The sequence below is a fragment of the Actinomyces denticolens genome, from assembly GCF_002072185.1.
GTDB classification, from domain to species: Bacteria; Actinomycetota; Actinomycetes; order Actinomycetales; family Actinomycetaceae; genus Actinomyces; species Actinomyces denticolens.
In genome coordinates, this window is the sequence record NZ_MVIW01000010.1 from 1 (window position 1) to 21,342 (window position 21,342).

At 72.3% G+C, this 21,342-nt stretch carries 17 protein-coding genes; 11 read left to right on the forward strand and 6 right to left on the reverse strand.

What is annotated here, in order from left to right; all coding sequences use genetic code 11:
* Positions 1-1,478: glycoside hydrolase family 16 protein (locus tag B1H55_RS04075; protein ID WP_080461597.1), on the reverse strand; the 1,478-nt coding region annotated here is incomplete at its 3' end.
* Between the two features lie 220 nt (positions 1,479-1,698).
* Here B1H55_RS04075 and B1H55_RS04080 point away from each other — a divergent pair.
* The 4 genes from B1H55_RS04080 to B1H55_RS04100 are packed head-to-tail and all read left to right on the forward strand — an operon-like array spanning position 1,699 to position 6,906.
* Positions 1,699-3,828, forward strand: coding sequence for a glycoside hydrolase family 36 protein (locus B1H55_RS04080; RefSeq protein ID WP_197702455.1), 2,130 nt, complete (start codon positions 1,699-1,701; stop codon positions 3,826-3,828).
* On the forward strand, positions 3,825-5,171 hold the full coding sequence (locus B1H55_RS04090) for an ABC transporter substrate-binding protein (protein WP_167370543.1): 1,347 nt from the start codon (positions 3,825-3,827) through the stop codon (positions 5,169-5,171). The genes B1H55_RS04080 and B1H55_RS04090 overlap by 4 nt, the downstream gene beginning before the upstream one ends.
* A gap of 23 nt (positions 5,172-5,194) precedes the next feature.
* The gene (locus B1H55_RS04095; protein WP_197702454.1) at positions 5,195-6,088 is read left to right on the forward strand and encodes a carbohydrate ABC transporter permease; all 894 of its coding nucleotides are present in this window, start codon (positions 5,195-5,197) and stop codon (positions 6,086-6,088) included.
* Positions 6,085-6,906, forward strand: coding sequence for a carbohydrate ABC transporter permease (locus B1H55_RS04100; protein WP_080461598.1), 822 nt, complete (start codon positions 6,085-6,087; stop codon positions 6,904-6,906). Before B1H55_RS04095 ends, B1H55_RS04100 begins: the two co-directional genes overlap by 4 nt.
* 652 nt (positions 6,907-7,558) lie before the next feature.
* Here the strand turns inward: B1H55_RS04100 and B1H55_RS04105 are convergent.
* Positions 7,559-9,082 carry an LCP family protein gene (locus tag B1H55_RS04105; protein WP_240494177.1) on the reverse strand — a complete coding sequence of 508 codons (1,524 nt, stop codon included), beginning with the start codon at positions 9,080-9,082 and terminating at the stop codon, positions 7,559-7,561.
* A 12-nt stretch (positions 9,083-9,094) separates the two neighbouring features.
* On the reverse strand, positions 9,095-10,384 hold the full coding sequence (locus B1H55_RS04110) for an LCP family protein (RefSeq protein WP_073451026.1): 1,290 nt from the start codon (positions 10,382-10,384) through the stop codon (positions 9,095-9,097).
* 129 nt (positions 10,385-10,513) lie between these two features.
* Between B1H55_RS04110 and B1H55_RS04115 the strand changes: the two genes are divergently transcribed.
* On the forward strand, positions 10,514-11,485 hold the full coding sequence (locus tag B1H55_RS04115; protein ID WP_077240212.1) for a glycosyltransferase family 2 protein: 972 nt from the start codon (positions 10,514-10,516) through the stop codon (positions 11,483-11,485).
* Positions 11,486-11,545: 60 nt separating this feature from the next.
* Here the strand turns inward: B1H55_RS04115 and B1H55_RS04120 are convergent, their stop codons facing one another.
* Both B1H55_RS04120 and B1H55_RS04125 read right to left on the reverse strand, forming a co-directional pair.
* Positions 11,546-11,914 (reverse strand): DUF2304 domain-containing protein, encoded by a 369-nt coding sequence (locus B1H55_RS04120; protein ID WP_073451027.1) that lies wholly within the window; start codon positions 11,912-11,914, stop codon positions 11,546-11,548.
* Between the two features lie 47 nt (positions 11,915-11,961).
* On the reverse strand, positions 11,962-12,669 hold the full coding sequence (locus B1H55_RS04125; RefSeq protein ID WP_073451028.1) for a glycosyltransferase family 2 protein: 708 nt from the start codon (positions 12,667-12,669) through the stop codon (positions 11,962-11,964).
* A gap of 202 nt (positions 12,670-12,871) precedes the next feature.
* Between B1H55_RS04125 and B1H55_RS04130 the strand changes: the two genes are divergently transcribed.
* The 5 genes from B1H55_RS04130 to B1H55_RS04150 all read left to right on the forward strand — a co-directional run bounded on the left by B1H55_RS04130 (position 12,872) and on the right by B1H55_RS04150 (position 18,161).
* Positions 12,872-13,483 (forward strand): acyltransferase, encoded by a 612-nt coding sequence (locus tag B1H55_RS04130; protein WP_073451029.1) that lies wholly within the window; start codon positions 12,872-12,874, stop codon positions 13,481-13,483.
* Positions 13,483-14,604 (forward strand): DegT/DnrJ/EryC1/StrS family aminotransferase, encoded by a 1,122-nt coding sequence (locus tag B1H55_RS04135; protein WP_077240213.1) that lies wholly within the window; start codon positions 13,483-13,485, stop codon positions 14,602-14,604. The genes B1H55_RS04130 and B1H55_RS04135 overlap by 1 nt, the downstream gene beginning before the upstream one ends.
* A gap of 1 nt (position 14,605) precedes the next feature.
* Positions 14,606-15,604, forward strand: coding sequence for a Gfo/Idh/MocA family protein (locus B1H55_RS04140; protein WP_077240214.1), 999 nt, complete (start codon positions 14,606-14,608; stop codon positions 15,602-15,604).
* On the forward strand, positions 15,601-16,836 hold the full coding sequence (locus B1H55_RS04145) for a glycosyltransferase family 4 protein (RefSeq protein WP_167370544.1): 1,236 nt from the start codon (positions 15,601-15,603) through the stop codon (positions 16,834-16,836). The genes B1H55_RS04140 and B1H55_RS04145 overlap by 4 nt, the downstream gene beginning before the upstream one ends.
* A gap of 176 nt (positions 16,837-17,012) precedes the next feature.
* Positions 17,013-18,161 (forward strand): glycosyltransferase family protein, encoded by a 1,149-nt coding sequence (locus B1H55_RS04150; RefSeq protein WP_077240215.1) that lies wholly within the window; start codon positions 17,013-17,015, stop codon positions 18,159-18,161.
* 85 nt (positions 18,162-18,246) lie between these two features.
* Here B1H55_RS04150 and B1H55_RS04155 read toward each other — a convergent pair whose 3' ends face one another.
* On the reverse strand, positions 18,247-19,860 hold the full coding sequence (locus B1H55_RS04155; RefSeq protein WP_080461599.1) for an asparagine synthase C-terminal domain-containing protein: 1,614 nt from the start codon (positions 19,858-19,860) through the stop codon (positions 18,247-18,249).
* Positions 19,861-19,951: 91 nt separating this feature from the next.
* Between B1H55_RS04155 and B1H55_RS04160 the strand changes: the two genes are divergently transcribed.
* Positions 19,952-21,334, forward strand: coding sequence for a lipopolysaccharide biosynthesis protein (locus B1H55_RS04160; RefSeq protein ID WP_240494178.1), 1,383 nt, complete (start codon positions 19,952-19,954; stop codon positions 21,332-21,334).
* The last annotated feature ends 8 nt before the right edge of the window (positions 21,335-21,342 follow it).

The window sequence follows — 21,342 nt, forward strand, 5'->3', positions numbered from 1 at the left end:
GCGGTCACGGCCGCGGGGGACCCGGTGCTGGCCAGCGGCCCGTTCCCCGCCCCGCCGCTCGGCGGGGCGGTGGGCGCGGGCGAGGGGCTCGGGGCCGCGGGGCCCGTCGCACCGGCCGAGGGGGGCGGCGCGACGGAGGGCATGGGCGAGGCGGAGGCGCTGGGCGAGGGCGCTCCCGGCCCCTGGCTGGGCGAGGGGCTCGGCTCGGGCATCGCAGGAGCCTCCAAGCGCCAGCACGTCGCCCCATCCTTGCCACGGACGACGACGCCCTGTCCAGCCTCGTCGAGGACGAGGGGAAGGCCGCTGACCTTGTTGAGCAGCTGCGCGCAGTCGCCGGTGCCGCGCACGTGCCAGCGCGCCAGGCTCGAGGCGTCATCCGCCCCGGCGCCGGCCTCGGGGCGCGCGACGACCGGCAGGTTCCGGGCATACCAGCCATCGGGCCGCTCCTGGGCGAGGTGGGCGCCGTCGGCGGTGATCTCGTAGGTGAGGTCGTCATGCTGGGTGAGGGCCCACCAGGTGCCCTCGGCGGTCTCGGAGGCGGGAACCAGGACGAGTCGGCCTCCCCGGTTGGCCAGGAGACGGCCGTCGGGGGCCACCAGGCGCCGCTTGCCATCGGCCCGGACCACATCGGCGTCATTGACGTAGGTGCGCACGTAGTCGATGTCGAAGGACCTGGGCAGCAGTTCGGGGCGGTGCGGGGAGCGGCTGTGCCCCTCCAGGCTGAGCACCACATGGCGGGACATGCGGGCCAGGGAGCCGAAATCCGCCTCCAGCGCGCCGGTGTCGATATCCGCGTAGAGCACCCGGTCGAGGTAGAGGCGCACGTGCGCGCCTGAGCGCTCGACGCCGTAGAGGTGGAAGTCCGCCGTCAGGTCCACCCCGGCGGAGTGCTTTCCGCCCGAGGGCCGCGCGTCGCGCCGCGTGTGGCCGGAGCCCGTCCAGGGCCACAGGTGGTGCGCCCAGTTGACGTCCGGGTCGGTGGTGGACTCCTGGACATCGATCTCGGGGTTGGGGTCGGCGATGAGCCGGTCCTCGCCGGTCAGGGTGGAGGATTGCAACCAAATGGCTGACAGGATGTTGGCGGTGTCGAGGCAGCGGGCCCGCACCTCGATGTAGGAATTGAGGCCGGGGGTGTCGAAGCGCGACTCCACCGCGCCGAAGGTCATGGGAATGGTCTTACCCCCGACCTGGGAGGGCTCGCGCCTGGCCTCCAGGCGCAGCACGCCATCGGACACGAGGGCGTTGTCCGGGGAGAAGCGACCGGCGTCGGCCGACACCGGGTACCACAGGCCCTTGCGCCAACGGCTCTCATCCAGAGTCGTGAACTCATCGCTGAGGGAGGGGGCCATGACCCATCCGGGCCCAGTGGGGTCGATCCTCGCGCCCTCCGCCCGTGCGGGCGAGGTTGCGAGAACCGTGGCGGCGGGCAGGCCGGCCAGGACGGCCAGGGACATCAGGGCGTGCCGTCTGCTGATCATTTCCATGCTCCTTCGCATGCTCTCCGAGGGGAACGGGGACGGATCGCCAGGCTACAGGGCTGGGCTCCGACGGGGCAGGGGGCGGGAAGCACGAGTGAAACGACTGTTTCTGAGCCGCTGGACGCCCCGCTCGGCTCCTCCTACCGTGATCGCCATCCACAGGGCCGTGCCTCCGCCCCGGCACCGCACGGCCCACCCGTTCCGACCCCATGGCAGACAGATGAGCGACACGACGACGACGTCACTGGGACACGCGAGGCTGCACCTGAGCGGCGATATGCCGGTCCATCTCACCCTGGGCGGCGACCACGCCCCCGCCCGCGCCTGCCCGCTGGTCGAGCTGCACGCACTGGGCAGCGGGCGGGAGTTCGTCGACCACCGCCTGACTCGGGGCGCTGCCGGCGCTGCTCTGCGTCCCGATCCCGATCACGCCGTCGAGGCCCTCCATGGGCCGCCCTGGCCCACTACCCGCGTGACCCAGCGAGACAGCGCCACCGGCCTGCTCGCTCTGACCGACATCGCCCGCCCCACCGAGGCCTCCTGGCGCCTGCGCACCACGCTGCGCAACGAGGGCGCGACCACCATCGCCCTGGCCGCCGTCTCCCTGGTGTCGGCCACCGTGCTGCCCGGCGCCCGGCTGGACGACCTCGACCTGCTCACCGCGCGCTCGGGATGGATGGCCGAGCAGCGGTGGCGCCACCAGCGCCTCGGCGAGGAACTGGTCGACATCGGCACCGCCTCGCACGGCCAGTCGCCCCGCGACACGCTGCGGATCGGCTCGGAGTCCGGGTGGTCCTCGGGGCTGTGGGAGCCGGCCGGCTACATCATCGACCCCGCCACCGGCCAGGCCGTGGGGTGGCAGGTCGAGCACAACGGGGCCTGGACCGTCGAGATCTCACGCCGCGCGGACCGACTCGGTCTGGTCGCCTACGGCCCCACCGACCTCCAGCACGCCTGGCTCCACCGACTGGCGCCCGGCGAGGAGATCACCACCCCATGGGCAGCCCTGGCGTTCTCCGAGGACGGCTGGCAGGGGGCGGCCGCCGAGATGACCCGGTACCGCAGGGCGCTGCGCTCCGCCCTGGCCCCCACCACCGAGGCCGCGCCGGTCGTCTACAACGACTACATGAACACCCTCATGGCCCAGCCCACGCAGGAGCGCCTGGCCACCCTCGTGCCCGCGGCCGCCGCCGCCGGGGCGGAGGTCTACTGCATCGACGACGGATGGCACTCCGATGCCCAGGAGTGGTGGGACGCCGTCGGGCGCTGGGAGCCCTCGACCCGGCGCTTCCCCGATGGGCTCGAGGCCACTCTCGATCTCATCCACGCCCAGGGCATGACCTCGGGCCTGTGGATCGAGCCCCTCGCCGTCGGAGTCAACAGCCCCGTAGCCGAGGAGCTCCCCGACGAGGCCTTCATGCGCCGCGGCGGCGAGCGACTGGTCGAGCAGGGGCGGCTGCGCCTGGACATGCGCCACCCGGCCGCCCGAGAGGCGCTCGACGCGGTCGTGGACAGGATGGTCTCCTACGGGATCGGCTACCTCAAGGTCGACGACAACTACTCGGCGGGCCCGGGCCCCGACGCCGGCGCCGACTCACCGGGAGACGGGCTCATGGAGCACTCCCGCCAGTGGGCCGCCTGGCTCGCCCGGCTGCCCGAGCGCCATCCGGGCCTCATCGTGGAGAACTGCGCCTCGGGCGGCATGACCTCGGACTACGCCCTCCTGGCCCACGCCCGCCTCCAATCAACCTCCGACCTGCAGGATCCGGTGCGCTACCCGCCCATCGCGGCCAACGCCCCCCTGGCCCTCCTCCCCGAGCAGGCGGGCTCCTGGGCCTATCCGCAGCCCGAGATGACCGACGAGGAGATCACCTACACCCTCGTGACCTCCCTGGCCGGCTCCTTCTACCTGTCGGGCCACTTGGACCGCATGAGCCCCCGGCAGATCAGTCTCGTGCGCGCCGCCACCGACCTGGCCAAGGAACTGCGCCCGGCCCTCACCCGCGAGCTGCCCTGGTGGCCATACGACGTCGCCTCCTGGGACCAGGAATGGGTCGTCACCGCCCGCCGCGCCCCCGTCGGCCGCGAGGGCCTGCTGCTCGTGTGGCACCGGCCCCGCCCCGGCCAGGACCGGCCCGGATCGGCCCTCCGCCTGCCGGCCCTGGCCGGCATGCGCCTGACGCGGGTCATGCCGCCCCCCGATCTCGTGGCCGACGAGGGCATCAGCGTCGAGGACGGGGCGGACGGACCCGTCCTGAGGGCCACGTCCACCGCACCGACCGCCCGGGCCTACCTGGTCCGGGACACCACCCACCGCGACGAGGACGTCGCACGATCGGAGAACCGATGAGCACCACCACTTCCTTCCACCGCATCAGCCTCTCCCGGCGCGGCTACCTCGCCACGATGGCCTCCGCGGCCGCCGCCCTGGGCCTGGCCGCCTGCTCCGACCCGGGCACCGGCTCCTCCTCCGGGGCTGCGCCCGCCAGCTGGTCCGGCGCCACGGACAAGCTCGACGGCATCGCCCTGACGGTATGGGCCGCCCAGTCCTCCGCCACGATCCCCGCCGCCGTGACCGAGGCCTTCGCCAAGGCCACCGGCGCCAAGGTCGAGATCGTCACCATCCCCGACCCCTACGAGCAGACCGTCCAGACGAAGGTCGCCACCGGGGACCTGCCCGACCTGGCCATGTGGCAGCCCACGACGTCGGCGCTCACCAGCCTGGGCGCCGCCGAGCGCCTCCAGGTCCTCGACGGCGCCCCCTGGGAGTCCACGACCGCCAAGACCGTCCTGGACGCCGGCGGAACCGTCAACGGCAAGCGCTACGCGGCCTTCGTCTCGGCGCCCTCCGTGATGGGTGTGTGGTACAACAAGAAGGTCTTCGCCGCCAACGCCGTCTCCACGCCCAAGAACTGGGACGAGTTGCTGACCACCGCGCGGGCCCTCAAGGGCGCCGGCGTCACCCCCTTCTTCGAGATGGGCGGGGAGTGGTGGGCCTCCCAGTACGCCGTCCAGGTCCAGCTCGCCGACGCCGCTGAGGACGGCCTGTGGGACCGCGTCAACGAGAACAAGGACGCCTTCACCGGCACGGACATCCAGGGCGCCATCGACGCCTATGCCCAGATGATCGCCGACGGCCTCTACAACGCCGACATCAAGACGGCCACCTTCGACGAGCAGGCCAAGGCCCTGCTGGCCGGCGAGGCCGCCATGGCGATCCACGTCAACAGCCTGCTCGCCAACATGGCCGCGCAGACGGACACGGCCACCCTCAACGAGACGATCGGCTTCTTCCCGATCTCCAAGAAGGGCGCGGTGGCCACCTCCATCCCGGAGCAGACCAACGCCGTCGTCGCCTTCAAGACCGGCGACGATAAGCGCGAGGCCGCCGCTCGCCAGCTCCTGTCCTTCTGGCTGTCGGACGGCTACGCCGATTTCGTGAAGGACCAGAGCGCCGTGTCGATCATCTCCGGCGTCGAGACCCCCTCCACGGTCCCCACCGCGGCCGTCGAGGCCAACGACGCCCTGTCGGCCTCCGTCGGCTCCATGCAGTCCCTGGCCATCGCCAACCCCGACCTCGCCAAGAACCTGGGTGACATGATCGCGGGAACCAAGACCCCCGCGCAGGTCGGTGAGGAGACCCAGGCCCAGTTCGCCCAGCTCGCCAAGGCCATCGGCGCCACGGGCTTCTGATCGGGACGGCAGTCATGGCAGTCATGGAACGAGCACCGCGCCGCGGCCATGCGGGCTCCACGCACCCCTGGGTCTTCGTCTTCCCCGCACTGGCCGTGATCGCGGTGTTCTTCCTGACGCCGACCGTCTACAACTTCGTCTACGCCTTCACCGACTGGTCGAGTTTCAAGAGCGCCATCAACGGCGTGGGCCTGGACAACTTCGCCGACCTCGCCCGCTCCGGCGCGCTGCGCCACGCCCTGATCACCACGCTCATCTACGCGGTCGGGGTCGCTGTCGTCCAGAACCTGTTCGGCCTGGGTCTGGCGCTCCTGCTGGAGCGCGACACCGTCCTGAACAAGATCCTGCGAGTCGTGTTCTTCGTGCCGGTGGTGCTCTCCGCGCTCGCGGCCGGGTACATCTTCAGGGCGCTGCTCAAACCCGACGGCGGCGTCAACCAGGCGCTGTCGGCCCTGGTGGGCCACCCGGTGGAGATCGGCTGGCTCAACTCCACCACCTGGACCCTGGGCGTCGTGATCGTCATCCACGCCTGGAAGTGGATGGGCATGTCGATGCTCATCTACCTCGCCGGCCTCAAGACCATCGACGGCCAGGTCCTCGAGGCGGCCGTCATCGACGGGGCCACCCCCTGGCAGATCCTGACCAGGATCCGGCTGCCGCTCATCGCCCCGGCCATCACCTTCAACGTGACGACGGCGCTGCTGGGGTCGATGAACTCCTTCGACGTCGTCCAGGCCACGACCAACGGCGGCCCGGGCGGGTCCACCGAGCTGCTCAACCTGTTCATCTACCGCACCTTCGGCCAGGGCCTGTACGCGCAGGCCACGACGATGAGCCTCGTGCTCTTCCTGACCGTCGTCGTCCTGGCGATCCCGGTCATCGGGATGCTGCGCCGCCGTGAGAGGAGCATCGCATGAGGCTCTACCGCAGGATCCTCCAGCCCGCCCTGGGCATCGTCCTGGCGCTCGTCGTCGTCGGCGTCCCGCTGTGGACGGTCCTCGTGACCGCGGGCAAGTCGCAGGCCGAGGCGCTGTCCCCGGGCCTGGGCCTGCCCAGCCACTGGGAGCTCGGCGAGAACCTCGGCAGGATCGTCGAGCAGGCGCGAGTGGACACGGCCCTGCTGGGCAGCCTCGTGCTGCTCATCCCCTCGGTGCTCGTCGTCCTGCTCCTGGGATCGATGGCCGCTTGGGTTCTGGCCCGGCGCTCCGGCCGAGGGGCGGCCGTGCTGTACGCGGTGATGATCTCGGGGATCATCCTGCCCCCAGCGATCGTCACGCTCGTCCTGCTCCTGCGCCAGCTGGGACTGGCCGGCACGGCCGTGGGCATGATCGCGACCTACTCGGGCATGTACCTGTCCCTGGTCATCTTCTTCATCACCGGTTTCGTGCGCACAGTGCCGGAGTCCCTGGAGGAGGCGGCCAGGATCGACGGCGCCGGCCCGGTGGGCGTGTTCACGCGCATCATCCTGCCCCTGCTGCGCCCGGTGCTGGCCACTGCCGCGATCCAGGTGAGCCTGTACGTGTGGAACGACGTCTTCTACGCCCTGTTCATCGTGGGTGGGCGCATGGACACCCTGCCACTCAATCTGTTCATGGTGGCCAGCTCGGGAGTTCAGCTCAACAACTGGAACCTCATCTTCGCCTACGTCCTCGTCATGAGCGCGCCCCTGGTGGCCCTCTTCGCGGTCTTCCAGCGGCAGATCATCTCCGGGATCACCTCAGGGGCGGTGAAGTAGGGGTGCGGGTCTCCGTGCGGGGCGGGCACAGGGCCCCGCACGGGCAGCCACGGGGCGCGGGCGGGGGATCGCCCGCGCCCCCTGCGCTCGGAACCAGTCTCGATCGCCACTTCGACCGGTCTCGGCGAGGAGAGTTCTGGGGACGAGTGCGAAGTGGCGAGGTTTGAGGATTGCTCGGGCTCCGGGAAGGGGTGAGTGCGGCGCGAGCTCCACGAGCTGGCCTCTGGCCTGGGCAAACGCAAGTCATGACGGCGTGCCAAAAAAGGAATCCTCAAACCTCGCCATTGAGGACTGCTCCGCGATTCCCGCGCCTGTGCTTGACGTCATCGTGGGAGATGGGGCTGAGCCGGGTCGACGGCCTAACCGAACCACGGCTGTGCAGGCGGTATGGATGCTGGGGATGCTGATTTCATCCGCTCTTCAGTCCAGTAGTTGGGGGCTTCGTCGTGCGGCGCATGTGTTGACACGGGACGATCGGGGCCGGGTCCCTTCTGACGGGAATTTGTATAGATGAAAAATAGACCAATCATGAGCAGGATGATCAAAATCGCAGCCCAAGCGCGCCCCCCGGCTGTTCCCGGAACCGGTCTCGATCGCAACTTCGACCGGTTTCGATGGCGTTTTCGACCGGTCTCGGTGAAAAGGGTGGGGTTCAGGAGGCGGAGGGGGCCTCGACCTGGTTGAAGTCGGAGGACGTGAGCCTGCCCTCGCGCAGCTTGGAGAAGAAGTCCGGCGCGGTCTCGTCCTCGAGCAGCACGGCCGCCCCGATCCCGCCGGGCTCATAGTCGAGGGAGTCGATCGGCGGGGCCCCGGTGAGGCCGTCCGAGGAGGCCGAGCGGAAGCCGAGCACCATCTGCCCGATATCCGTCAGGCCGGTGTCGTCATCGGCGGTGAGCACCTTCGTGCCCGCATCCACCAGCTTGTCCTGGCGCGGCCAGCTGATGAGCGTCTTGGCGGACACGGCCCTGTCGACGACGGCGCTGATCACCGCGCGCTGACGCAGGCCCCGGCCGATGTCCCCCGTGGGATCCGACTTGCGCATGCGCGAGTAGGCCAGGGCCTTCTCTCCGTCGACGTGCTGGCAGGCGCCCTTCGAGGTGTCCCAGACGAGCCCGGAGTCGGGGTCGTCCACGTCGTAGTCGAGGCATACGTCGATGCCGTCGACGGCGTCGACCGTCTCCTTGACCCCGGCCATCCCGACCTCCATGTAATGGTCGATCGTCAGGCCGCTGAGGCCCTCCACGGTCTGGACCAGGAGCTCGGGCCCGCCGTAGGAGTAGGCGGCGTTGATCTTGTCCCCGCCGTAGCCGGGGATCTCCACATACGTGTCGCGCGGCAGAGTGGTCAGCGAGGACTGGCCGTTGTTCTTGTGCAGCAGCATGATCGAGTCCGCGCGGGAGCCCTCCGTGCCATCCTCCGCGATACCGCCGTCGCCGCGGGCGTCCGAGCCCACGATGAGCCAGGTCTCCCCGGCGGTGTCCTTCGCGCCGGACAGGGCGTTCACTCGTCCGAGCTTGTCATCGACCTCGTGGGCCAGCCAGGCCACCCGGCCCACGACGATCCCGAGCACCAGCACGATCACCAGGGCCGTCCAGCCGAGGACCCGGCGCCGACGGCGGCGCCGGGGGGCGCGGCGCCCCGGGTCGATCGGCCCGGGCCCCGAGGGGAAGCCCGGTCGCATCGGGCCGCTCGGGCCCGCGGGGACCGCGCCCGGCGCGGGCTGATCCGGCCAGCCTCCCGTAGAGGGGCCGTAGGACGTGGGGAGGGGATCCGGGTAGCCGGGGACGCCGGCGCCATGGTCCTCATAGCCCTGCCCGGCGGGCGGGTAGCCCGAGGGGAGAGCCTGCGTGGCGTCGGGGGCGGGGCGCTGCGGCGCGGCCCCGAGGGCGCGAGCCGATGATCCGGGCCTGGCATGGCTGCCGCCCGCTCCGCCGGCGGTGCCCGCCCGCGGCGCCGGCGCGGGGCTCTGGCGCGGGACCGCCGTCGGCTCGGGGGATGGGGGCTTCGGACCCGCCTGGTGCCCGCCGAGCACGCTGCGGCGCGCAGGGGCCTCCGGCGCGGGCCGGGGATCCGGCTGCCGGCCCTGCCTCATCGCCCGCGGCGGCAGGGGAGGCCTGGGGGCCCGTCCTCCAGAGCCCGGGGCGACACTGGGAGGAAGATCGTCATTCGACGTCATAGGGCGTGCGCCTCACTTGCACTGGGCGGCGGGGTCGGCGGAGGGGGTCGCGGGAGCGGGCGCCTGGGGGGCGGGGGCGCCACTGGGCTTGTCGGCAACGGCGGGAGCATCGGTCTGCTCGGCGGCATCGGCCGAGGAAGAGCCCGCAGCGGCGTCGGAGGAGCCGGGCGCCGGGGACGCGGTGGAGCCATCCGCCTTGCCGCTCACCGAACCGGTGGGCACGGGGCTGTCCTCCTTGAGCGCCTTCCAGATCGGCTTCGCGTCATCGGTGGCCACCACGCGGTTGGCATCCCACTCGGCGGGCTCGTTGGGCACGGTGAGGAAGGTGATGCGGTCCATGCCGATGGACTGGATCGAACTGGCCAGGCCCTGGAGGTTGGTGAGATCGCCGATCTTCTCGGAGGTGGTCAGCGACCCCAGCGCCGTGCGGGCGAAGGAGTAGAGCTGGTTGGCGTCCGAGAGGATGTTCTTGTTCTGGGCGGTGCGGATCATGGCGGCCATGAGGTTCTGCTGGTGCTGGATGCGGCCGATGTCCGAGCCGTTGCCGTAGCCGTGGCGGGCGCGCGCGTACTTCAGGCCGTCCGGGCCATTGAGGTGCTGGCAGCCCACGGGCAGGTGGAGCTGGGTGTAATCGGGGTCGTCGATCTCCTCGGAGACGTAGAGGTTGACGCCGCCCAGGGCATCGACCATCGTCTCCAGGCCGTGGAAGTCGACGATCATGAACTCGTCGATGTTGACGCCGGTCGCCTTCTCGACGGTGTTGATCGAGCAGGCGGCGCCGATGCCCAGGGCCTTCGAGTCGGTGCCGGTGCCGGCGCCGGTGGCGAAGGCGTTGTTGAACATCGTGTCCGGCTGGGGGTCCGACTCGGTGCCGTCGTAGGTCTTGCACGAGGGGATGTCCACGAGGAGGTCGCGGGGGATGGAGACCACCTCCACCCGGGAGCGGTCCGCCGACACGTGCATGATCATCGCCGTGTCCGAGCGGGCGACGGAGGTGTCCTCGCTGCCGTCGGAGCCGTCGACGTTGTTCGCCCCGCTGCGGGTGTCCGTGCCCAGGACGAGGATGTTGAGGGCGTGGCCGTCGTAGGAGTCGCCGATGGCGTCCGTGCGGGTGGCGGAGCCGTCCAGATAGTCGGAGATGTCGAAGCGCTTGATCTGGCCCTGGAGGTCCATGTAGACGAATCCGGCCGCAGAGGTGACGAACAGGGCGAGTGACAGGAACACCAAGCCGACCCGGCGGGCGGTTCGCCTCCCCAGGTCCTTGATCGAATGCCGTGCGTGTGGCTTCTTGGTGTTGGGCACGTGTCGAGTCTAGAGAATCAGCCAGGCGAGGCCTAGCGTCGTGACGGCGTCGAGACATGATCTTCCTCAGATCTGGATGACTGGCGTCACACCGCCTCGGCAGGACCCCGTCTCGTCTAGGCTCTTCCCGTGACCGATCTCGTCCCCGCGCCCTCCGATCGGCCGGATCCGGCCGATCAGCACCGCCGGCCCGGTGTGTCGCCCGACGCCGCGGCTGATGCCCCGCCCGATCCGGGGGCCGGCCCGCGGGACGCCCGGGTCGGGCGCGCGCGCGTGGTGACCGTCGCCTACAACCCCGGGGATGAGCTCGAGCGCTTCCTCTCCTCCCTCAAGGCCGCCACCTCCCGCGAGATCACCGTCGTCATCGCCGACAACGGCGAGGAGCACGGCGTCGTCGAGGCCCTCGCCGCCGCTCACGGCGCCCGCGTCGTCGGCGACGGCGTCAACCGCGGCTACGGCGGGGGGGCGAACCTCGCCGCCCAGGGGCTGGACGAGGACTGGATCGTCGTGGCCAACCCCGATCTCGTGTGGCGCCCCGGCAGTCTCGATGTCCTCATCGACGCCGCGATCGCCCACCCCGAGGCGGGCGCGCTCGGCCCCCGGCTCCTCAACTCCGATGGGACCGTCTACCCCTCCGGGCGCGCCCTGCCCTCGCTGGCGGCGGGCACCGGGCACGCCCTGCTGGGGAGGGTCTGGCCCTCCAATCCCTTCTCCGCCCGCTACCACGGCGGCAATGAGGATGTCACCCACGCCGTGGGCTGGCTCTCGGGCGCCTGCCTCCTGCTGCCCGCCGGCGTGTGGCGCGAGCTCGGGGGCTTCGACGACGGCTACTTCATGTTCTTCGAGGACGTCGACCTCGGGGCGAGGGTCGGGGCCTCCGGGCGCGTCAACCTCCAGGTGCCCGAGGCGGTCGTCGTCCACGAGCAGGGCGCGAGCTGGAAGGCGCGCCCCGAGCGGATGATCCGCGCCCACCACGCCTCGGCGCGCCGCTACATGCGGGCCTCCCACCCCGCGCCCTGGCAGGCGCCGCTGCGCTGGGCGCTGTCCGCCGGCCTGCGCGCGCGCGAGGAGATCGCCGTGCGCGCCGCTCGGCGCGGCTGAGCCCGGGACCGCTCCCCGGGCCGGGGCGCTCCACCTGCGCCGAGGCCCCGGAGGCGCCCCTCAGAGGCGCTCCCGGCGGGCCTCGGCGGGGGGCTCCGGCGCGGCGTCGATCGCGACCCGGCGCGCCAGCCGGGTGATCTGCCGCTCCAGGGAGGCCTTGCGGCGGAAGGAGGAGTGGACGTTGAGGAGGAAGGCGACGACGAGGGCGTAGAGGAGGAGGTCGGCGCCCCGGCCCACCCCGACGGCGTTGGCGATCTGGGTGGTCAGTCGGGGCAGGCTGATCGCGATCACCGCGAAGAGTACGAAGGTCAGGGTCAGGAGGCGCCGACTGGCCTCGTGCCGCGCGCCTGCCGGGCTGCGCAGCATGGTCCAGCCGATCGCGACGACGGCGATGACGAGGATGGCCTGGATGATGATCTGGTGACTCACTGACTGCTCCTATGGTCTGGCGGCGGGTGCGGTGCGCCGATGCTCGCTCAGCTGAAGAGCAGGTCGACGAGGATGTTGATGGAGTTCCACAGGGACTGGCCCTTGGCCTTGGAGTAGTCGGTGTAGGTGATCGTCACCGGGTGCTCGCGCCAGGGCAGGCCGGTGGCGGCGAGTTGGCGGATGATCTCCGAGGCGTGGGCCATGCGGTCCTGCTGCAGGTTGATCTTCTCGGCGGCGTCGCGCCGCAGCACCCGCAGCCCGTTGTGCGCGTCCGTCATCCGCATCCCCGAGGATCGGGAGGAGGCCTTGGCCGCGAGTCCGAGGATGAGGCGCTTGGCCGGGCCCACGGGGGAGGGGCCCTCGAGGAAGCGGGAGCCGAGGACGAAGCCGAGCCCCTCCTCGCGCGCGGCGGACACCATGGCCCTCGCGTCGTCGGGGGAGTGCTGGCCGTCGGCGTCGAAGGTGACGACGTAGTCCGCGTTCGTCCTCTCCAGGACGTACTCGATGCCGGTCTGGAGTGCGGCGCCCTGGCCCCGGTTGATCGGGTGGCGCACGACGATCGCACCGGCGCGCTCGGCCTGCCGCGCGGAGTCGTCCCTCGATCCGTCGTCGACGGCGACGACGTGGGGGAAGACGGCGCGGGCCGCCTCGATGACGCCGCCAACGACCTGGGCCTCGTTGTACAGCGGGATGACGAGCCAGGCGTCGGTCACCGGGGAGGGGTCCTGCCTGGAGGATGCGGGGGTGCTCACCACGGCATTGTCGCACGCGAGGGCCGATCCGCCCCGAGACGGGACCCCGCGCGCCGATCGCCGCAGGCCCCGGGCACGGGGCGGTAGTATGGGGCAATGGTCGCGGCGCGACCTGGTCCGGCGCCGCGATCCCCAGCGGCCCCTGACCCCCGCACGAACGACGGCGCCTGGCCGGGATCCTCCCGCCGGGCAGCAAGGAGCCGCAATGGCAGTCCGGATCGCCGAGTCAGCCGATGTCTCGGACGAGGCCGTGATCGGCGAGGGGAGCAGCGTCTGGCACCTCGCCCAGATCCGGGAGCGCGCCGTCCTCGGCACCGGCTGCGTCATCGGGCGCGGCGCCTACGTCGGCGAGGGCGTGCGCATGGGGGCCAACTGCAAGGTCCAGAACTACGCGCTCGTCTACGAGCCCGCCAGCCTCGCCGACGGCGTCTTCATCGGGCCCGCCGTCACCCTGACCAACGACCACTTCCCCCGCGCCGTCAACCCCGATGGCAGTCTCAAGTCCGCCTCCGACTGGGAGCCCGTGGGGGTGACCATCGGGGAGGGCGCCTCCATCGGCGCGCGCGCCGTCTGCGTGGCGCCGGTGACGATCGGCGCGTGGGCCACGGTCGCGGCGGGCGCCGTCGTCACCAAGGACGTCCCCCCGCACGCGCTCGTCGCCGGGGTGCCCGCGCGCCGCATCGGCTGGGTCGGCCGCGCCGGCGAGCCCCTCGGGCCCATCGCGCCGGCCGGATCCGGCGCGCCACGGTGGCGCTGCCCCGCCACCGGCACCGTCTACGAAGAGTCCGACACCACGATCCGAGAGGTCTCCCACTGATGGAACGCAGCTTCATCCCCGCCGCCAAGCCGATCATCGGGCCCGAGGAGCGCGAGGCGGCCGGCGCTGTCATCGACTCCGGGATGGTCGTCCAGGGCCCCCAGGTGGCCGCCTTCGAGGAGGAGTTCTCCTCCGCGATGGTCGCCGGCGCCCACTGCGTGGCCGTCAACTCCGGCACCTCCGCCCAGCACGTGGCCACGCTCGCGGCCGGCCTGCCCCAGGGCGCCGAGGTCATCGTCCCCTCCTTCACCTTCGCCGCCACCGCGAACTCCGTGGCCGCCGCCGGCGCCACCCCCGTGTTCGCGGACATCGACCCGGTCACCTTCACCCTGGACCCCGTCGGCGTCGAGGCCGCCATCACCGAGCGCACCGCGGCCATCGAGGTCGTCCACCTCTACGGCCTGCCCGCCGACATGCCCGCCATCCTGGGGATCGCCGAACGGCACGGCCTGGCCGTCTACGAGGACTGCGCCCAGGCGCACGGGGCCGCCATCGACGGCGCGCCCGTGGGCGCCTTCGGCGCCTGGGGCTCCTTCTCCTTCTACCCCACGAAGAACATGACCACCCTGGAGGGGGGCCTCATCTCCACCCGCGACGCCGACCTGGCGCGCACCTGCCGCCTCATCCGCAACCAGGGCATGGAGAAGCAGTACGCCAACGAGGTCATCGGCCTCAACAACCGCATGACCGATGTCAGCGCCGCCGTCGGGCGCGTCCAGCTGGGCAAGGTGGACGCTTGGACCGAGCGGCGCCGCGCCAACGCCGCCGTGCTCGACGCCGGGCTGGCCGGCGTGGGCGGCGTCCTCACCCCGCATGTGCCCGACGGCTACCGCCACGTCTACCACCAGTACACGATCCGCTTCGAGGGCATCGAGGGCGCCGCGCGCGACGAGATCGCCCGCGTCCTGCGCGAGGAGTGGCGGATCGGGACCGGCATCTACTACCCGATCCCCAACCACCGACTGCCCTCCCTGGAGCGCTTCGCCCCCGGCCTGGAGCTTCCCGGCACGGAGAAGGCCGCTCGCGAGTGCCTCTCCCTGCCCGTCCACCCCTCGCTCTCCCCCGAGGACCTCGACCGGATCATCGAGGCCATCGGCGCCGTGGCGAAGGCGGGTGCCTGAGATGGGAGCGCTGCGCGTCGGCCTCATCGGCCTGGGCTCCATGGGCCGCCACCACGCCCGCGTCATCCGCGCCACGCCCGGCATGGAGCTCGTGGCCGTGGCCGATCCGGGCGGCGACCGCTTCGGAGTGGCCGACGGCCTGCCGGTCCTTCCCGATGTCCGCGCCCTCATCGACGCCGGCCTCGACGCCGCCGTGGTCGCCGTGCCCACCGTCCACCACGAGGAGGTGGCTCTCGCCCTGGCGGAGGCCGGCGTGGCCACGATGGTGGAGAAGCCCATCGCCCGCAGCGCCGAGGCGGGCCGCCGCGTGGCCGAGGTCTTCTCCTCGCGCGGGATCGTGGGCGCGGTCGGCTACGTGGAGCGCTGCAACCCGGCGCTGCGGGCTCTGCGCGCCCGCCTCGACGCCGGGGACCTCGGGGAGGTCTACCAGGTCCTCACCCGTCGCCAGGGGCCCTTCCCCGCGCGCATCAGCGACGTCGGCGTCGTCAAGGACCTCGCCACCCATGACATCGACCTGACCGCCTGGGTGGCCGATTCCCGCTACACCTCCATCAGCGCGCACGTGGCCCACCGCTCCGGTCGGGACAACGAGGACATGGTCGTGGGGGTCGGGCGGCTCGCCAATGGCGTCATCGTCAGCCACGTCGTCAACTGGCTCACCCCCTTCAAGGAGCGGGTCACGATCGTCACCGGGGAGAAGGGCGCGTACGTGGCGGACACCCTCACCGGGGATCTCACCTTCTACGCCAACGGCACCGTGACCTCCGCATGGGACCAGGTGGCCGCCTTCCGCGGGGTCAGCGAGGGCGACGTCGTGCGCTACGCCATTGAGAAGCGCGAGCCCCTGGCCCTGGAGCAGGAGCGCTTCCGCGACGCCGTCCTGGCGGGCGCGGGCGCCGCGGGCAACGAGATCGTCACCATGGACGAGGGGGTGGCCACCCTCGAGGTCGTCGAGGCCGTGCTCGCCTCCGCCACCGAGAACCGGACGGTCGACTTGTGACCGCGAGGCGGCTGCGCGGGGGCCTCGCGCTCGGCCTCGCCGGCGCCCTCGCCCTGGCGGTCTGGGACCGCTCCCGTCCCGCCCGGGGGGTCATCATCGCGACCCGCCTGTACGCCCCCGAGGCCGCCGCCGCCGCCCAGCGCCTGCGCGGTCTGGCCCTGGCGCTGGCCGAGCGCGGTGAGCGCGTCACGGTGCTCACCTCCACCCCGCCGGGAATGACGCCCCCCGGGGATGCCGGCATCGAGGTGCGATCCGTCCCGGCGCTCCGGGACGAGTCCGGATACGTGCGCGGCTACGCCCACTACATGAGCGTGGACGCGCCCATGGCCGTTCGGCTCCTGGTCCAGCGGCGTCCCCGGGTCGTCATCGCCGAGCCGCCGCCGACCACGGGCGCGGTCGTGCGGGCCATCTGCGCCCTGCGCGGCATCCCCTACGCCTACTACGCGGCGGATGTGTGGTCCGACGCCTCGGAGTCCATCGGCGCGCCCGCCTGGGTGGTCGAGGCCCTGCGCCTCGTCGAGCGCTTCGCCCTGGCCGGCGCGCGGAGCGTCGTAGCGGTGAGCGACGGCGTGGCGGACCGCGCGCGCGAGCTGGGGGCGCGGCGCGTGGCCCTCGTTCCCAATGGCATTGACACCGAGGTCTTCACCGACGAGGGTCCTCGCCATCCGGACGCGCCCGCGGCACCGTACTTCCTCTACGCGGGAACCGCCTCGGAGTGGCAGGGCGCCGGAGTGTTCATCGACGCCCTGCGCCTGGTCCATCGCAGCCACCCCGAGGCGCGACTGGTCTTCCTCGGCCAGGGGAGCGACTGGGAGAGTCTCATCGCCCGGGCCCAGGGCGACGAGCGGATCGGGTTCAGCGGGCTCGTGCCCCCTGATCAGGCCGCCGCCTGGCTGCGCGGCGCTGCGGCGGCGGTCGTGTCCATCCGGCCCGGCCTGGGCTACGACTTCGCCTACCCCACGAAGATCCTCGCGGCCCTGGCCTGCGGGGCCCCCGTCGTCTACGCGGGCCCCGGCCCGGCGCGCGAGGACCTCGGCGCCCACGGCCTCGGCCACGCCTGCGACCACGAGGTCGGCGCCGTCGCCGAGGCGATGCGCCGGGCCCTCGCGGATGCCGAGGCTCCCGGGCGGGAGCGCGAGGCCGCCTGGCGCCGGGCGTGGGTGGTCGGCAACCGCTCGATGCGCGCGGCGATGGGCCGTGCCGCGGATGAGATCCTTGAGATCTCCTCCTGACAGTGGGGATGCGCCGGTCCGGAACGTGACGGGCTACTACTCGATCCCGGCTCCCGGGTCGTACACCGACGATGTGCGCGAGGACGCCGATTCCGAGGACATCTACGTCCTCCTGGGATCGTCACGCCCCGACTCCGGATGGCGCCGAGACGGCGACCCCGTGGTCTGCTCAACCCGTGCTCGACCCGACGGATACGGGCCGCGCGGAGATCGTCGTCGCCGGGATCGTCGACTATCCGCTGGCCCTCGTCCTCGTGCCGCAGTCCGGGCGCCATGGGACACTTCCCGCCGTGAAGGTTCTCCACATCAACGACGTCGCCCGCATCGGCTCCGCCCTCGTGCGCCAGGCCCGGAGCGAGGGCATGGACTGGGACCTCTACGACACCGCCCGGGCGGACCCCGCCTGGCACCCGGCCACCCGCGCCGCCCGCCGCGCCCTGCGGGGCGGGCTCTGGGCCGTGGGCCTGGCCCGTCGGGCCCGGCGCGCCGACCTGCTCGACGTCCACGGCGGCACCGTGCCCGCGCACACCCGCTGGACCCGCCGCCCCTACGTCCTGCACCTGCACGGCACGGACATCCGCGTCCGGCGCTACGAGCAGGCGTCCGCCGCGCTGGTCGAGCGCTCCGTGAGGGAGGCCCTCGACGTCTACTACACCACCCCCGATCTGGCCGAGCACACCCTCGACCTGAGCCCCGGCGCCACCCTCCAGCCGGTCGTCATCGACCCCGCCGAGCTCCCCGCCATCCCCTCCGACGCCCCCTCCGATACCGCTGGCCCCGGCGGGCCCCGGCCCTTCACCGTGGTCTTCCCCTCCCGGTGGGACGCCGCCAAGGGAGGGGAGGAGCAGGAGCGGGCCGTCGCCGCCCTGCGCCGCGCCTACGGGGATCGGATCATCCTGGAGGGCCTGGATTGGGGGGAGAACGCCCCCCGGATCGCGCGCGAGCACGGCCTCATCCTGCGTCCGAGGATGCCCCATGCGGACTACGTCCGCTGGCTGGCGGGGGCCTCGGCCGCCGTCGGGCAGATGACCGGCTGCATGGGCGTCTCCGAGATCGAGGCCATCGGGGTCGGCGTCACCACCATCATGGCCCTCGACGAGCGCTGGTACGACGGCTCCCACGAGACCACCCGGGACGTGCCGGTCCTCGGCGGCCCGGTGGCGCGGGCCGACTTCGTGGACGCGATCGTCGACGGCGTGGGCCGGGCGATGGACGGCGCGCGGATTACCGGCGGGCGCACCTGGGTCGACGCCAACCACTCGCCCCGGCGAGCCGTGGCCCGCCTCACCGAGCGCTTCGCCCGCCTCGGGGACGCCCCCGCCTGACCCCGCCACCGCGCAGTGGGCCCCATCGCCCCGCCCGAGCCCGCCGGGCGGGAGCGCGGCGTAGGGTGCCGGGAGCACCTCGGGATCAATTCGCGGGAACGAGGCCCGGAGCCCAGCCCCCGTCGAGGAACAGGCGGGTCCACAGCCCGAGCGTGGAGGTCCCCAGGACCATGCGCGCCACCTGCTCACGGCGGGGGATCGGCTCGCTGAACGCCTCGAAGGCCATGGGATGGTCGAGCATGGTCCGCACCGAGCGGTAGCGCGAGAGCGCCCGATCCCCCCGGGTGGCCCGCAGGCCCGCCAGGAGCGCGCGCTTGGGCAGCGCCGGCAGCCGCGTGGCCGCAGGGGCGAAGAGGGCGGTCTCCTGCCCCGTGACCTCGGCGTAGGTCCTCATCGTGAACCCGGCGTACCACTGGCGGGTGGCGGTCAGCCCCTCCGAGCCGCGCAGCCAGACATCCCAGAGCTCGCGGTCGAGCATGGGCAGCGCCCAGTCGTAGCCGAATGCCTCGTAGCCCTTCATCGAGTTGTTGATGTACTTGGCCTGCCGCTCGCGCAGGTTGAACCACTCGATCAGCCGCTGGGCGTCCCTGGGGGCGAGATCAGCGCCCACCCCCAGTTCGCGGGCGGCGCCGAGCACGGCGGCGCGCAGCCCCTCCAGGCGTCGGTAGGCGCGCGGGCGGCCCTGGAGGACGGCGTGGTGCGAGGCGATCGTCGAGAGCACCCGCGCCCGGGCGGGGGAGCCGTCGAGCAGGCTCTCATCATGCATGTTCCCGACGATCGTGTGGCCGGGGAGGAAGACGGCGTCGTCGTCCACGAGCCCCTCGCGGCGCATCCGCTCCAGCGCGTACCAGTCCTGCGGATGGGGCAGGGACGTCGCCCCCCAGGTGCTCGCCCGGAACCGCGCCCCGCCCCACCCCGCCCAATCGCCGGCGATCTCGGCGGGGTCGAGCTCAACGCTGAACCAGGGAAGTCCCAGGGCCTCGGCGACCCGCCGGGATACGGCCGTCTCCCGGGCGCCCGCCTTGCCGTAGGTGAAGGCGGTGATCCTGCCGGCCCCCAGGCGCGTGAGCCAGGCCGCCAGGAGGCGCGAGTCCAGCCCCCCGGACAGCGGCAGCACCAGCTGGCGCTCCCCGACGGCGTCGAGGAGCCTCGACACGGCGGCGTCCATGGCCCCGGCGAAGGCCTCGGCGTACTCCTCGCCGTCGGAGATCGGCGAGGAGGCGAAGCGGTAGTCCTCCCACGCGCGGGACTCCCAGGAGCCATCGGCGCGCAGGAGGGTGGTGGAGGCCGCCGGCGTGGCGTGAACGCCGCTGATGAGAGTGCTCGTCCCCGGGGTGAATCCCAGGTGGAGGAAGGCCTCGGCGGCGCCCCGATCGCGGCGCCAGGCCCCCGCGGGCAGGCGCTCGCGCAGGAGGCGCGGGTCGTCACTGACGATCCAGCGCCCATCCAGGCGGGTGAAGAGCAGGTGGTGGGAGCGGGGGCGATCCGTGGTCAGGCGCAGATCCTCGCCATCGGGCTCGATGAGGGTCCACTGCCCGGTGCGCGAGGCCGGGGCGGTGGCGGGCAGGCCCGATGGGATCGGCCCCTGGCCCCGGAGCGGGCGCCACAGGCGGATGCCGCCCTGGGAGGCCCAGCCGGGGGAGGCGAGGAGGATCTCGGGTGTCGCGCTGCCCGCGCCGGTGCTGTCAGTGCCGCTCACGCGGACATTATCCGCGCGCCCGCGATGAGGCGCCGCCAGGCCGCTGCAACCGGCGATTCATCGTGGGGCGCGCCGTGATTCAATACTCGTCATGAGAGCGGCGATGGCGAGGCGATGGGAGGCCCTCGTCGCGCGCAGCCCGGTCCTCGGCGCCATCCTCACCCTCATGACGGGCACCGCCGCCGCCCAGCTCATCACCCTCGTCCTCCAGATATTCATCGCGCGCGTCTACTCCGACGTCGACAAGGGCCTGCTGGGCATGTACGGGTCGGTCACGGGATTCGTCATCACCTTCGCCGCACTGCGATTCGACCTCGCCATCGTCCTGCCCACCTCCGAGCGCGCCGCGCGGGTCCTCACCAGGCTCGCCACCCGGTGCATCGTCCTGTCCTCCCTGCTGACCTCCCTGACCTGCATCGCCCTGGCGCGAGTCCTGCGCGATCACTACCACCACTCCGGGCCCCTCATGTGGTGGCTCATGGGATCGGGCGTCACCGTGTTCCTCGTCGCCCAGGTCACCAACCTCCAGTACTGGCTCACCCGCCAGGGGAGGTTCGGCGCCATCGCCCGCAACCGCGTGCTCCAGTCCACGGCCGTGGCCGGGTTGCAGCTCGTGTTCGGCCTCGCCCTGCACGGCGGCATCTCCGCCCTCCTGCTGGGCACGATCGTCGGCCAGCTCCTCACCTACGTCGGCCTGCGGCGGCGCGCCCCGGAACTGAGCGAGCCCATCGGCGCGGGCGCGCCGAGCCTGGCCGAGATGGCCTCGCGCTACCGGCGGATGCCGTTGCTCAACGGGCCCAACGCCGTGGTGGACTCCCTGCGCAACAACGGCATCAACCTGCTCATCGGAGCGGTCTCCGTGGCGGCATTGGGCCAGTTCCAGCTCGCCTGGAACATCCTCCAGGTCCCCGTGGCGCTGATCGCGGGCTCGGTCTCCCAGGTCTTCCTCAAGAAGCTCTCCGACGTCGAGCCCGGCGAGATGACCCCGCTCGTCCGCTACGTGCTGCTGCGGGCGCTGCTGGCGGCGACCGTCCCCTTCGCTCTCCTGTACCTCCTCGCGCCCTGGCTCTTCCCACTGGTCTTCGGTGCGACCTGGGTGGATGCGGGCCATTGCGCGCGGGCGCTGACGCCGTGGCTCCTCCTGACCGTGCTGAGCTCACCGGTCTCCAATATCTTCGTCGTCACCGAGACCCAGTCCCGGCTGCTCGCCTTCGCCATCGTCTACTGCGCGGCGCCCCTGGCCTGGCTGTGGCTGAGCCCGTGGCCGTTCATGACGACCCTGACCGTCCTCGGGGCGCTCATGGCCCTCCTCCTGGTGGGCATGATCGCCATGGCGCTGGCGGTCGCGCGCCGCTTCGACCGCGGCCTGACCCCCAGGGCGGAGGAGAGGCCCGTCGCCACGGGCGAGGAGGCGGGCGCCAGCGCCGCGGGGCCCGCCGATGAGGCCGCGGGGAGGGGTCCGGCCCCCGCGTGATCGGACTG

Bases quoted from the DNA above. Each gene is read 5' to 3' on its own strand.
- B1H55_RS04080 (WP_197702455.1), top strand. From the start codon at position 1,699: ATGAGCGACACGACGACGACGTCACTGGGACACGCGAGGCTGCACCTG.
- B1H55_RS04090 (WP_167370543.1), top strand. From the start codon at position 3,825: ATGAGCACCACCACTTCCTTCCACCGCATCAGCCTCTCCCGGCGCGGC.
- B1H55_RS04095 (WP_197702454.1), top strand. From the start codon at position 5,195: ATGGAACGAGCACCGCGCCGCGGCCATGCGGGCTCCACGCACCCCTGG.
- B1H55_RS04100 (WP_080461598.1), top strand. From the start codon at position 6,085: ATGAGGCTCTACCGCAGGATCCTCCAGCCCGCCCTGGGCATCGTCCTG.
- B1H55_RS04105 (WP_240494177.1), bottom strand. From the start codon at position 9,082: ATGACGTCGAATGACGATCTTCCTCCCAGTGTCGCCCCGGGCTCTGGA.
- B1H55_RS04130 (WP_073451029.1), top strand. From the start codon at position 12,872: ATGGCAGTCCGGATCGCCGAGTCAGCCGATGTCTCGGACGAGGCCGTG.
- B1H55_RS04135 (WP_077240213.1), top strand. From the start codon at position 13,483: ATGGAACGCAGCTTCATCCCCGCCGCCAAGCCGATCATCGGGCCCGAG.
- B1H55_RS04140 (WP_077240214.1), top strand. From the start codon at position 14,606: ATGGGAGCGCTGCGCGTCGGCCTCATCGGCCTGGGCTCCATGGGCCGC.
- B1H55_RS04160 (WP_240494178.1), top strand. From the start codon at position 19,952: ATGAGAGCGGCGATGGCGAGGCGATGGGAGGCCCTCGTCGCGCGCAGC.